The organism is Ruegeria sp. CDSB029 (assembly GCF_059611125.1).
Map to the genome: position 1 here is coordinate 198,952 of NZ_JBXWOX010000005.1, position 12,939 is coordinate 211,890.

The window sequence follows — 12,939 nt, forward strand, 5'->3', positions numbered from 1 at the left end:
TGAACAATGATCATTGGGAGGAATTTGAAATGAATCTGATCAGACGCACGGTACTGGGCGCGCTTGCGGCGCTGCCCTTCACCGGTTTGACGGCTGGGGTCGGTCTGGCCCAGGACACAATCGTTTTGGGTGAGGTGAACAGCTATACCCGTCTGCCCGCCTTTACCGAGCCCTACAAGAAAGGTTGGGAACTGGCGGTCGAACAGATCAACGCCGCAGGCGGGATCGACGGCAAGCAACTGGAAGTGATCAGCCGGGATGATACCGGTGATCCAGCCACCGCAATCCGGATCGCCGAGGAGCTGGTCTCAAAAGACGGTGCAGTTCTAATCTTTGGCACCTTCCTGTCCAATATCGGTCTGGCGGTTTCCGATTTTGCCAAGCAGAAAGAGGTCCTGTTCATCGCGTCCGAGCCCCTGTCCGACGCGATTGTCTGGTCCAAAGGTAACAAATACACCTATCGCCTTCGCCCCTCGACCCACATGCAGGCAGCAATGCTGGCCGAACAGGCCGCCAAGTTGGATGCTGTGAAATGGGCGACTGTCGCGCCGAACTACGCCTATGGTCAGGATGCGGTGAAGGCCTTCAAATCCGAACTGACCAAATTGCGCCCCGATGTGGAATTTGTCGAAGAACAATGGCCACCGCTGTTCAAGATCGACGCGGGTTCCACCGTTCGCGCGCTTGAGGCCTCGAAACCGGATGCGATTTACAACGTGACCTTCGGCGGCGATCTGGCCAAATTTGTTCGCGAAGGTTCGCTGCGGTTCCTGTTCGAGGATCGCGACGTTGCATCATTGCTGACCGGAGAACCGGAATATCTCGACCCTCTGGGGGCTGAGGCTCCTGAAGGTTGGATCGTCACCGGATACCCCTCGACTGACATCACAACGGACGAGCATAAAGCGTTTGCTGATGCATATATCGAGAAGTTCGGCGAAGCGCCCAAAACCGGTTCTATCGTAGGATATAACTCGATCCTCGCCATCGCCGCAGCACTAGAAAAGGCCGATTCCACAGACACTGACGCCTTGCTAGCCGCGATGGAGGGCCTGACCGTCGACAGCAGCCCAACCGGCCCCTTCACCTTCCGCGCGGCTGACCATCAGTCCACGATGGGCGCCTATGTCGGCATGACTGGGACAGTCGACGGCAAACCATCGATGGTCGACTGGTCCTATGCCGACGGGGCAGATTATTTGCCCAGCGAAGACGACGCAGCAGCCTTGCGTCCAGCAGAATAAGCCGACGTTGGCGGGGCAATAGCTGCCCCGCCCCACAAAAAGAACACGAACAAGGGACGGTGGCCCGATGGGGTTCTATTTTGCACAGCTATTGACTGGATTGGCGAACGCTTCCTCGCTTTTCCTGATCGCATCCGGGCTTTCGATCATCTTCGGCGTCACGCGGATCGTGAACTTTGCGCATGGCTCGTTCTACATGGTCGGCGCCTATCTCGCTTACACATTGGTCACACTCTGGAGCGGCAGCATCCTTGGCTTTTGGGTCAGCGTCATTTTGGCGGCAATGATCGTCGGGGTGATCGGCCTGATCATCGAACTCACTATCCTGCGCCGCATTTACCACGCACCTGAGCTGTTCCAACTAGTCGCAACGTTTGGCGTCGTATTGATCTTTCAGGATGGCACGCTGGCGATCTGGGGCGCAGAGGACCTTTTGGGCCCGCGCGCGCCGGGATTGGATAGCGCGGTTCGCATCATGGGTGAACCAATTCCCGAATATGACCTCGCCTTGATCGCTATCGGGCCGGTCGTATTGCTGGCCATCTGGCTGCTGTTCCACAAAACCCGCTGGGGTGTTCTGGTGCGTGCCGCGACCCAAGACCGCGAGATGGTCGGGGCGCTAGGCGTCAACCAAGCCTGGTTGTTTTCGGCAGCATTCGTTCTGGGGTCATTCCTGGCTGGATTGGGCGGCGCGCTGCAAATCCCGCGCGAGGCAGTATCTCTGCAGATGGATCTGTCCATCATCGGTGAGGCCTTCGTCGTCGTTGTCATCGGCGGTATGGGCAGCGTGTCCGGCGCGTTTGTGGCGGCGGTTCTGATCTCGGTCCTGAACGCTTTTGCCATCCTGATCTTCCCGCAGATCTCAATCGTTTTGCCCTTCGTCATTATGGCGATTGTCCTGATCTTCCGCCCGCATGGTCTGTTTGGCAAACCGGGCAGCGAAAGGGGCGCACCGGAAGAACCGGACCAACCACTTGCGCTGATGGATCAGAAATCAGCAATGGTGCTGATGGCTGCGCTGTTGGTTTTGGCCCTTAGCCCCTTGTTCACTGCAGATTTCACCTCGGTCCTGATGGTCGATGTGATGGTCGCGACGCTATTTGCCGTATCGCTTCATTTCATGATGGGCGTCGGCGGCATGGTCAGTTTCGGACATGCCGCCTATTTCGGCGTTGGTGCCTATGGTGCCGCGATGGTGGTCAAATTCCTTGGGCTCGGCATGGTCTCGGCAATGCTTTTCGGCCCGGTTTGCGCGGCTATTGCAGCGCTGTTCTTCGGCTGGTTCTGTGTTCGGCTGTCTGGCGTTTACCTTGCCATGTTGACCTTGGCCGCAGCCCAGATCCTATGGGGTGTCACGTTCCAATGGCAGGAATTTACAGGCGGGGATGATGGCATCCTTGGTGTATGGCCTGCGAAATGGGCCAGCTCTGACAAGGTTTATTTTTACATCGCCTTCGTCCTTTGTATTGGCGGAATATGGGCGCTGCGTCGTGTGGCCTTCTCTCCGTTCGGCTATATCCTGCGCGGCATACGCGACAGCCAAACCCGGGCTGAATCGATTGGCATCGATACCCGGTTTCATCAATGGATGGGATTTGTGCTGGCGGGTGGCTTTGCCGGTTTGGCCGGGGTCGTCTTTGCATTCTCCAAGGGCAGCGTCTTTCCTGACAGCCTCGGCATCGCGCTGAGCATCGACGGTCTGATCATGGTTCTTCTGGGTGGCATTCACGCACTGGCGGGTCCGATCCTGGGGGCCGGTGCCTTTGTACTGATCGAAGATTGGGTCACGCGGTTAGACTATTGGCGTTTCATCTTCGGGGCCATCATTCTAATCGTTGTCCTAGTGGCACCTGACGGAATTGCGGGCGGTGTCCAGCGCCTGCTGCGCGGCCTGAAAGGAGGCCGCGCATGACCAACGTTCTCGAAGTCCGCAACCTGTCTAAATCCTTTGGCGGCGTGCAGGCCGTGAAGGGTGTGAATTTCGATCTGAAGGAAGGGGAATTCCTTGCCCTGATCGGTCCCAACGGCGCGGGCAAAACCACATGTTTCAACATGCTGAATGGCTACCTGAAACCGGATGCAGGCTCGGTATCCTTGCGCGGTCAGGCCCTGATCGGCCATCCGCCGCGCAAGATTTGGCGTATGGGCGTTGGTCGAACGTTCCAGATTACGGCGACCTTCCTGTCGATGACCGTTGTGGAAAACGTCCAGATGGCGCTGATCTCGCATCACCGCCGGGTGTTCGACCTGTTTTCCCGGGCGACGCGGATGTATGTGGATGAGGCAATGGCGTTGCTGGAACTTGTTTCGATGCAGGATCAAGCCGGGCGGGCATGTTCGGAACTGGCGTATGGCGATCTGAAAAGGCTGGAACTGGCGATTGCCCTGGCGCATGCGCCCGCCCTTCTGCTGATGGACGAACCGACGGCGGGTATGGCACCGTCCGAACGGCTAGCCCTGATGGCGTTGACCGCGGAAATCGTGGCCGAAGGCGGCGTGAGTGTGGTGTTCACCGAACATGACATGGACGTTGTTTTTGCCCATGCCCATCGTATTCTGGTGCTGAACCGGGGTGAGTTGATCGCCGAAGGCACAGGGTCTGAAATCCGCACCAACCCGTTGGTCCAAGAGGTATATCTGGGCGGTGGCTCAGTCTTTGAAGCGGAGAGCGCCCATGCTTGATGTCAAAAACCTTGGGGCCTGGTACGGCCGTGCGCAAATCCTCAACGGTGTTTCGCTGAGCGTCGGCGAAAACGAGGTGGTTGCGCTGATGGGCCGGAACGGCGCGGGCAAGTCGACCACCATGAAGTCCATCATGGGATTGGTGCGTCACATAAATGGCACCATCCGCTATGCCGAACGCGAGGTTCAGGGGAATACCCCTCATGCGATCTGTCGCCTTGGCATGGGTTATGTCCCCGAAGACCGTCGGATTTTCGGGGATCTGACCATCGAAGAAAACCTCGAAGTCGGACGCCGCGAACCACGTCCAGATGCACCCGAATGGACACAGGAACACTTGTTCGATCTGTTCCCAAATCTGGCTGAGCGTCGCAAGAACCTGGGCAAGCAACTTTCGGGTGGAGAACAACAGATGCTGACCATCGCCCGTACATTGATGGGCAATCCCAAGCTGGTCTTGTTGGATGAGCCATCAGAAGGGATTGCGCCGGTCATTGTTGAACAGATGGCCCGCGTGATTGCGGAACTGAAACGAGAGGGGCTGTCGGTGCTGATCAGTGAACAGAACCTACACTTTGCGCGGATCGTGTCGGACAGGGCTTATATCATCGAAAAAGGCGAAATGCGGTTTGAAGGCAGCTTTACTGACCTCGACGAAAACCCAAAAATTTCAAATACCTATCTTGCAGTCTAATACCTTGGTCTTGCGGGAAGGACATGGCTTTGATTATTATAGTACGAACAATTGAATCAGGCAGGAGCCGTCATGACGGAATCCATTGAAAGCTATGCGCTTGACGAGCAGGTCGGCTACCTTTTGCGGCTGGCCAATCAGCGCCACGCGTCGATTTTTCAGTCACACACATTGGACGGCCTGACGCCCACGCAGTTTGCTGCGCTGATCCGTATTGCCGATTTGGGCAAGTGCTCTCAAAACCGGTTGGGGCGGCTGGCGGCAATGGATGTTGCGACGATCAAAGGGGTCGTTGATCGCTTGCGTCAAAAGGGATTTGCGGTTGTCGAGCCCGATCCGGACGACAAGCGACGCACACTGATTTCGCTATCCCCCGAAGGCGAGGCCATGGTCGCGCGCATGAAGGATGTTGGTCAGCAGATCACCAACGAAACGCTCAAGCCGCTGACGGCCGCCGAACAGCGCAACCTGATTCGGATTTTGCGCAAAATCTCATGATTTGAAGGGCCGTTTGGCCGACGCCTTGTCCAACTGCAATTCAGACCGGGAAAACCGGATCGGAGTGCGCAGACCGGGCACACCTTCTGGGTTAATCTGCATCTCGCGATGCTGAATCTGCGGGTCGCTTAGCGCCTCGTGAACTGAATTGATCGGGCCACCAGGCACGCCGTGTTGTTCAAGGGCCGCCAACAGATCGACCTTGGTCCATTTCAGGCAGGAACTCGTCAGCAGTTCAGTCAACGCTGCGCGATTTTCCACACGGTCCGCGTTGGAAAAGAACCGGGTGTCGTCGATCAACCCCGACAGGTCCAGTATTTCGCATAGGCTTGCATATTGCCGGTCGTTTCCACAGGCGATGATGATGTGTCCATCCGCCACCGGAAACACCTGATAAGGCACGATATTGGGATGAGCATTACCCAGTCGCGTTGGGCACACACCCGAGGCCAGATAATTCATCGCCTGATTGGCCAGAACGCCCGTCATGCAATCCAGCAGGCTCAGATCCACGTGTTGTCCCTGCCCCGAACGCTCTCGTTCAGCAAGTGCAGCCTGAATGCCGATTACCCCGTAGAGGCCTGTGAAGATATCTGCAAAGGCGACGCCGATCTTTTGCGGCTCTCCCTCGGGGTCGCCTGTCAGGTCCATGATCCCGCTCATACCCTGGATAAGAAAATCGTACCCCGCCCGATGGGCATAGGGCCCATCCTGACCGAACCCAGTGACGGATGCGTAAACAAGTCCAGGGTTGATCTGTTTGACGCTATCATAATCCAGGCCGAATTTCTTCAACCCGCCGACCTTGAAGTTTTCGATCAGCACATCCGCATCGCGGATCAGATCCAGCAACTTGGCCCGATCACCCGCATCCCGGAAATCCAATGCAATACTGTCCTTGCCCCGATTGGCGGCGTGAAAATAGGCGGCTGTCTTATCGCCATCGCGCTCGATAAACGGAGGGCCCCATTTTCGGGTATCATCCCCCTCGGGGCTTTCGACTTTGAGCACATCCGCCCCCAGATCAGCCAATGTCTGCCCGATCCAAGGCCCGGCCAGAATGCGGGCCAGTTCGATCACTTTCAGTCCGTGCAAGGGGGTGCTCATGGGTTGAACCTTTCAAAACTCTGCTGCGATCGGCCAACTTGTGTCCGGGATCGAATCCTGCATCTCCCCAACAGCATAGGTCCGATGTTTCGACAACCTGCTTGTCAGTCATGCCACCCTGCCGAAGCGCAGTATTTTCGTTAGTACACTAACTTTTTTCACATTTGGGTCAAGAGTCCGACACAGGAAAATTTCATTCGTACAGAAACGTATTGACAGGCACGTAATTCTCACGAATATTCATTCGTATACTAACGAATAGGCGCTCCATGACTTACGTCGTCACCGAAAACTGCATCAACTGCAAATTCACCGATTGTGTGGAGGTTTGCCCCGTGGATTGTTTCTACGAAGGGGAAAATACACTGGTCATCCATCCGGACGAATGCATCGACTGCGGCGTGTGTGAACCGGAATGCCCCGCCGACGCAATCCGCCCGGACACCGAGAATGGGATGGAAAAGTGGGTCCAACTAAACGGCAAATACTCAGAGGCGTGGCCCATCATCACCGAAAAGAAAGACCCGATGCCTGCCGCGGACGACTGGAACGGCAAAGAAGGCAAGCTTGCGCTCTTGTCGGATGCCCCGGCAGAATAGGAGACTAATATGTCGCTGGATTCTACGACCAAAACTGAATTCCCCATTCCGGCGGGCGTGTTCGCCCAAACCGTTACCGAAGTGAAGCATTACACCGACCGGCTGTTCAAATTCCGCATCACGCGCCCGGCTTCATTCCGGTTTCGGTCAGGTGAGTTTGTGATGATTGGTTTGCCGAACGCGGAAAAACCCGTGTACCGCGCCTATTCCATCGCATCACCCAACTGGGACGAAGAGATCGAGTTCTATTCGATCAAGGTCCCCGACGGCCCGCTGACCGAACACCTGCAGAAGATTCGCGAAGGCGACACAGTTCTGATGCGCAAAAAGCCCACAGGCACGCTGGTCAATGACGCGCTGTTGCCGGGTAAACGGCTTTGGATGTTTTCGACCGGAACCGGCATTGCGCCCTTTGCGTCGCTGATCCGCGACCCCGAAACCTATGAGAAGTTCGACGAAGTAATCCTGACCCATACCTGTCGGGAACAAGGCGAGCTGGACTATGGCAAGGAACTGGTTGCGGCGCTCAAATCCGATCCGTTGGTGGGCGAGATGGCGCAGAATTTGCGGCACTATTGCACCCTCACGCGTGAGGACTATCCGTTCAAAGGTCGGATCACCGACCTTATGGCATCGGGCAAAGTATTCGATGATTTGGACCTGCCGCCAATCTCACCTGAAACAGATCGCGGAATGATCTGCGGCTCGATGGCGATGCTGCAGGATACCAAGGCCGCGCTGGAAGGGTTCGGTCTAGAAGAGGGCGCGAACAACAAACCTGCAACTTTTGTGGTCGAACGCGCTTTTGTCGATTGACCAACCGGGGCTCTGCCCCGCCCTACACCGGGGTCTGGTGAAACGCTCTCACACCAGATCCCGCGTGTCTCGGGACTACTGATTGTCCCGCTTTCCTGTCTTGTTCAGAAACGCCTCCATCCCGGCCCGCGCTTCGGGTGAGGATTGGGCAATCGCCGCAGCCAGACTTTCGGTAAAGAAGCCATCACTGGCCGACATGTCATTGATGCGCGTGATCGCCTGCATCATCATGTAATTTGACAGTGGCGCATTCTCGGTCACACGCCGGGCCAGCTCCATCGCTTTGTCGAACACGGATCCGTCCGGCTCAACATAATGCGCCAGCCCCAGTTGCAACCCTTCGTCCGAGCCATAGCGGCGACCGGTCAGCATCATCTCCATCATCCGGCTGGCCCCGATGATCCGGCCAACACGTACCGTTGCGCCGCCGCCGACAAAGATCGCGCGGCGTCCTTCTGGCAGTTCATAAAACGCATCTTGCTGCGACACCCGAATGTGGGCGGTCATGGCCAGCTCCATCCCGCCGCCCAGAACACCACCGTTCATTGCGGCGACGACCGGAACCCGTCCGTATTCGATTTTGTCGAAAATCCGGTGCCACAGGCGGCATTCATGCATCGCCCCTGCGGCGTCGCGCATCGAATGTTCCAACAGGTCCAGCCCGGCACAGAAATGCTGACTGGAGCTGCGGATCACAACGGCTCCGATCTCATCGGGAAGGGTGTCGAAATAGTGCTCGATCTCGAACAGCAGCCCGTGATTGATCGCATTGAACTTGGCAGGTCGATCCAGCGTCAGGATACCAACCGGGCCGTCTGTCTCTGGGGTAATATGTGTATATTCCATTGCAAAGCCTTACTTGGGTTCCAGACGGATCGCGCCGTCCAGACGCACGCATTCACCGTTCAGCATGGTGTTTTCGATCATGTGCCCTGCTAGGCGCGCAAACTCAGCCGGCTGTCCAAGACGCGACGGGAAGGGAACCTTGGCACCCAGACTGTCCTGAATCTCTTGCGGCAGCAAATCCATCATCGGGGTCGAGAAGATACCTGGTGCAATCGCCATGACCCGAACGCCAGAACGCGCAAATTCCCGCGCCGCGGGCAAGGTCAGGCTGGCCACCCCACCTTTCGAGGCTGAATATGCCGCCTGCCCGATCTGCCCCTCAAAAGCCGCCGCCGACGCGGTGTTGATGATAATCCCCCGCTCGTTATCCTCAAGCGGTTCATTTTGCATGATCCGCTCAGCTGCCAGGCGCATGACATTAAAGGTGCCGATCAGGTTGATCTGAACCGTTCTGACGAACCCGTCCAGCGCCGCCGGGCCGTTGCGCCCTACGATCCGCTCGCCATGCGTTACGCCGGCACAATTGACGACAACACGGGGCAAACCATGGGCGGCAGTTGCCGTGTCCAGCGCCGCAGCAACCTGGGCCTCTTTGGTGACGTCGCAAGGCGCGGCAACTGCCCCCATCTGCTTTGCGGCCTCGTCCAGCTTGTCGCCGGGCAAGTCGAACAGGGCCACTTTCGCCCGGCATGATGCAAGATATTCGGCCGTCGCGAACCCCAACCCCGAAGCACCGCCAGTCACGATTGCGGATGCGTTTTCGATTCTCATTCCATGTCTCCCTGTGTGCCCCGTACGCCATGACGCAACGAAATCAGGCTTCGGTCTTGCGCGATTTCCTGATGCATCATACCCGTTAAATCAGAACTTAGTGAACGATCAATAATACATTTGCATACTAACAAATTTTTGGATAGCCTGATTTTCAGAATATGCATCATGTCGCGTCCATGGCGGCCAGATGACAGGGAGAGGAAAGATGAGCATTTCAGCCCGGCAAAGTGAAGACGGTGTAGTGCCTATCCAAAAATTCGCGCCTTCAAAGGTGTTGCGAGAAGACCTAAGCGATGGCGCCTTTGTTTTGCGCAGCCCATACCCGCTGAATGTGGATGTACAGTGCGTTTCTGAATATCTGGAACGCTGGGCGGAAGAAGCACCCGATCGCCTGTTTCTGGCCGAACGTGGGCCAGACGGTGAATGGATCAGCGTCACCTATTCCGAGGCTTTGACGCAAACCCGCTCACTAGCTGCGTTTCTTCTGAACAAGGGACTGGGTAGAGATCGCCCGCTTTTGATTCTGTCAGGCAACTCGGTCCGGCACGGTCTGCTGATGCTGGCTGCTATGCATGTGGGCATTCCGGTAGTGCCGGTTTCTGTCCCTTACTCTCTGTTCGACGAGTCGCTGGCCAAACTGCGCCATATCGTCCGGACCACCAATCCCGGTATGGCCTATGCCGATGATGCCAAGGGCTTTGCCCATGCTTTTGAGTTTCTCGCCTCGGAAGGCATCGAACAGCTGTCGGACGATGGCGCACTGACATTTGAACACGCCCTGGAAGCCACAGCTGACGAACCGGTTGCCCAAGCGCGGGCCGTGATTGACCATGACACGCTGGCCAAGATTCTGTTCACTTCCGGCTCGACCGGGTTGCCCAAGGGCGTGATCGTAACGCAGCGCATGATGTTGGCCACTCAAGAAGCCGTGGTGCAGATTTGGCCGTTTCTGGAAAGCGCCCCACCTGTCGTGGTTGATTGGCTGCCCTGGAACCATACGTTCGGCGGCAATTTCAATTTCAACATGATGCTGCGCAACGGCGGCAGCTTCTATGTTGATGATGGCAAACCCGTGCCGGGTGAAATCGAAAAGACAATTCGCAACGTGCGCGACGTATCGCCCACTCTGTTCTTCAACGTCCCGCGCGGTTTTGACATGCTTTTGCCGGTCCTGCGCGAGGACACAGCCTTTCGCAACGCTTTTTTCAAGCGGCTTGACCTGATCTTTTTCTCTGGTGCGGGGCTACCCGACCATCTTTGGGAAGGTCTGGAACAATTGGGCCTGCAGGAAAGGGGCGAGAAAATCCCGTTTGTAAGCGCCTGGGGCCTGACCGAGGCGATGATGGCCACATGTGTGCACTTCCCCATCGAAAAGGCAGGAGTCATCGGGGTGCCGGGTCCGGGATCCGAGCTGAAGTTTCTGCCCAATGGTGGCAAGCTGGAAATGCGGGTCCGCGGACCGCATGTGACAACAGGTTATCTGAACAACGCCGAAAAAACCGCCGAGGCGTTTGACGAGGAAGGGTACTTCCTGACTGGCGACGCGGGACGCCTGCAAGATCCAGATGACCCATCAAAGGGCATCGTATTCGATGGCCGCATCTCTGAGAATTTCAAACTGATGACCGGCACTTGGGTCGCCGTCGGCAACTTACGCGTTGCATTGCTGCAGGCCCTCAGCCCGATTGCCTCGGATGCCGTCATTACCGGTCATGACCGGACCGAAATTGGTGCGCTGCTGTTCCTGAACGTAGATGAATGCAAAGTCCTGACCGGACGGGGCGACACTTTGGCTGGCTATGCCGACGATCCGGCAATACGCGCCTTTCTCACTGAAAAGCTGGCTGCATACAATGCCGGGCAAACCGGCAGCGCCACACGCGTGAAGCGCGTTCGCATCGAACACGACGCCCCGTCAGTTGAAAAGAACGAGATCACCGACAAAGGCTATATCAATCAACGCCTTGCGCTAGAGCTTCGGGCTGACGCGGTCACTAGCTTGTATGATGGAGCTGCGGATGTGATCGTATCAGGAAAGGCCGCCACATGATCGACTACACCGCCTCTGAAGCCGAGATTGCATTCGTCCTCAAGCATATCGGTCGGCCCGAGCGGCTGCCAGATTGGAGCGACGATCTGGCCGAGGCCGTAATCCCAGCCTTAGGCCGCTTCATCAACACCGAAATTGCCCCTTTAGACATGATCGGCGAGGAACACGGCGCGCGTTTGGAAAATGGCCGGGTGCGGATGCCACCAGGCATGGTTGCCGCCTATAAACGCTATGCCGATGCCGGTTGGCCGGGCCTTTGTGCGCCTGAAGAATTTGGCGGGCAAGAACTGCCACACATTCTGGGCGCGGTTCTGGCGGACATGCTGGCTGGCGCGTGTATTTCCTATGAGATGGTGCTGAGCCTGGCGCAGGGCTGCATTCGAACTCTGAATGCCTCGGGCAATGACGATCAAAAGGCGCGGCTGTTGCCGCCGCTGGTGTCCGGTGAATGGATGGCATCGATGTGCCTGACCGAACCGGATGCGGGGTCAGATCTGGGTCGGATCAAAACAACCGCTACGCCCGATGGTGATGACTACGTGCTCAGCGGAACAAAAATCTTCATTTCGGGCGGTGACCACGACTATACCGACAACGTCTTGCATCTGGTGCTCGCGCGCACCCCGGATGCGGCACCGGGGGTCAGGGGTCTTAGCCTGTTCGCCTGCCCTGCCGTGTTACCCGATGGGACACGTAACCGGGTTCAGACCGTGCGGATCGAAGAAAAGATGGGGATGCATGCATCACCCACTTGTCAGATGGCGTTCGACGGCGCAAAGGCCGAATTGTTGGGCCATGAAGGCCAAGGTCTGGCCGCCATGTTCACCATGATGAATGCCGAGCGCCTGGATGTGGCCCTGCAGGCCGTGGGCCAGATGGACGTGGCCTTTCAGCGTTCGCGTTTGCATGCCGCAGGTCGGCACCAGGGAACGACATCAGAAGGCACGGCGCTGATCACCAAACACGGTGACGTTCAGCGGATGTTGCTGGATATCTACGCCTACACGCTGGGATGCCGGGCGATGGTCTATCGCACTTTTGTGGATATGGATTTGGGCATTGATCAGGGGTTGCTGGATATCCTTACTCCGACCTGCAAGGCCTTCGCGACCGACGCAGTCAACGCGGCCTCAAGCCAGGCAGTGCAAATCCACGGCGGCTATGGATTCTGCAAGGAATACCGCGTTGAGCAGGTCATGCGCGACAGCCGCATCATGGCGATTTACGAAGGCGCCAACGGCGTTCTGGCGACCGGAGTGGCCCGCCGCGCGATCCGCGCAAATGGCGGTGCGGCGGCGCAGGCTTTTGCCGACATGGCCTCAACAGGCCCCAGCTCGATCGAGCTGGTCGATGCGATCGACGCCTGGAAAACCGCAACCCAAGCCATGCAAAGCTATACGGATATCGGTCCGTCGGTCTCGGACTATATGCGGCTGACCGGGTTGGTATATTTTGGTCGCGCCTGGGCGGATCTCGAGGCCGCCGCGGACAATGCCCCGGAGCCCGAATTGTTGCGCGCCACTGCGGCCCATGTCCGGGCGCGCATCCTGCCGGAAGCCGGTTTGTTGCGGCACCGCATCCTTAATCCAGAACCCACGCATTCTGCGGCGATCTTTGCCGCGTGAACAT

General features: G+C 57.3%; 12 protein-coding genes. 9 read left to right on the forward strand and 3 right to left on the reverse strand.

Annotated features, from left to right (window positions below):
* Nucleotides 1-29 precede the first annotated feature (29 nt).
* The 5 genes from AC2FI8_RS08310 (at nucleotide 30) to AC2FI8_RS08330 (ending at nucleotide 5,118) form a co-directional block, all read left to right on the forward strand.
* Entirely contained in the window at nucleotides 30-1,244 is a 1,215-nt protein-coding gene (locus AC2FI8_RS08310; RefSeq protein ID WP_496778394.1) for an ABC transporter substrate-binding protein, read from the forward strand.
* Nucleotides 1,245-1,311: 67 nt separating this feature from the next.
* Nucleotides 1,312-3,156: an ABC transporter permease gene (locus AC2FI8_RS08315; RefSeq protein ID WP_496778396.1), complete on the forward strand. Its 1,845-nt coding sequence runs from the start codon at nucleotides 1,312-1,314 to the stop codon at nucleotides 3,154-3,156.
* A complete protein-coding gene (locus tag AC2FI8_RS08320) occupies nucleotides 3,153-3,926 on the forward strand; it encodes an ABC transporter ATP-binding protein (protein ID WP_496778398.1) in 774 nt (257 codons plus the stop codon). The genes AC2FI8_RS08315 and AC2FI8_RS08320 overlap by 4 nt, the downstream gene beginning before the upstream one ends.
* Nucleotides 3,919-4,620, forward strand: a complete 702-nt coding sequence (locus AC2FI8_RS08325; protein WP_496778400.1) for an ABC transporter ATP-binding protein — start codon at nucleotides 3,919-3,921, stop codon at nucleotides 4,618-4,620. Before AC2FI8_RS08320 ends, AC2FI8_RS08325 begins: the two co-directional genes overlap by 8 nt.
* Before the next feature lie 72 nt (nucleotides 4,621-4,692).
* Complete coding sequence (locus AC2FI8_RS08330; protein ID WP_108859585.1) at nucleotides 4,693-5,118, forward strand: MarR family winged helix-turn-helix transcriptional regulator; 426 nt, start codon at nucleotides 4,693-4,695, stop codon at nucleotides 5,116-5,118.
* Here the strand turns inward: AC2FI8_RS08330 and AC2FI8_RS08335 are convergent.
* On the reverse strand, nucleotides 5,113-6,225 hold the full coding sequence (locus tag AC2FI8_RS08335; protein WP_496778402.1) for a CaiB/BaiF CoA transferase family protein: 1,113 nt from the start codon (nucleotides 6,223-6,225) through the stop codon (nucleotides 5,113-5,115). The genes AC2FI8_RS08330 and AC2FI8_RS08335 overlap by 6 nt on opposite strands.
* A 269-nt stretch (nucleotides 6,226-6,494) precedes the next feature.
* Here AC2FI8_RS08335 and fdxA point away from each other — a divergent pair, with 269 nt between their 5' ends.
* Both fdxA and AC2FI8_RS08345 read left to right on the forward strand, forming a co-directional pair.
* A complete protein-coding gene (gene fdxA, locus AC2FI8_RS08340; protein WP_496778404.1) occupies nucleotides 6,495-6,824 on the forward strand; it encodes a ferredoxin FdxA in 330 nt (109 codons plus the stop codon).
* Nucleotides 6,825-6,833: 9 nt separating this feature from the next.
* Nucleotides 6,834-7,640, forward strand: a complete 807-nt coding sequence (locus AC2FI8_RS08345) for a ferredoxin--NADP reductase (protein ID WP_496778406.1) — start codon at nucleotides 6,834-6,836, stop codon at nucleotides 7,638-7,640.
* A 75-nt stretch (nucleotides 7,641-7,715) separates the two neighbouring features.
* On the opposite strand, the gene AC2FI8_RS08350 is transcribed toward AC2FI8_RS08345, so the two are convergent.
* Together AC2FI8_RS08350 and AC2FI8_RS08355 are read right to left on the reverse strand one after the other, a co-directional pair.
* A complete protein-coding gene (locus tag AC2FI8_RS08350) occupies nucleotides 7,716-8,486 on the reverse strand; it encodes a crotonase/enoyl-CoA hydratase family protein (RefSeq protein WP_496778408.1) in 771 nt (256 codons plus the stop codon).
* A gap of 9 nt (nucleotides 8,487-8,495) precedes the next feature.
* On the reverse strand, nucleotides 8,496-9,257 hold the full coding sequence (locus AC2FI8_RS08355) for an SDR family NAD(P)-dependent oxidoreductase (protein WP_496778410.1): 762 nt from the start codon (nucleotides 9,255-9,257) through the stop codon (nucleotides 8,496-8,498).
* 208 nt (nucleotides 9,258-9,465) lie between these two features.
* Between AC2FI8_RS08355 and AC2FI8_RS08360 the strand changes: the two genes are divergently transcribed.
* The gene (locus AC2FI8_RS08360; protein WP_496778412.1) at nucleotides 9,466-11,310 is read left to right on the forward strand and encodes a feruloyl-CoA synthase; all 1,845 of its coding nucleotides are present in this window, start codon (nucleotides 9,466-9,468) and stop codon (nucleotides 11,308-11,310) included.
* Nucleotides 11,307-12,935: an acyl-CoA dehydrogenase family protein gene (locus AC2FI8_RS08365; protein ID WP_496778414.1), complete on the forward strand. Its 1,629-nt coding sequence runs from the start codon at nucleotides 11,307-11,309 to the stop codon at nucleotides 12,933-12,935. Before AC2FI8_RS08360 ends, AC2FI8_RS08365 begins: the two co-directional genes overlap by 4 nt.
* Nucleotides 12,936-12,939: the final 4 nt, after the last annotated feature.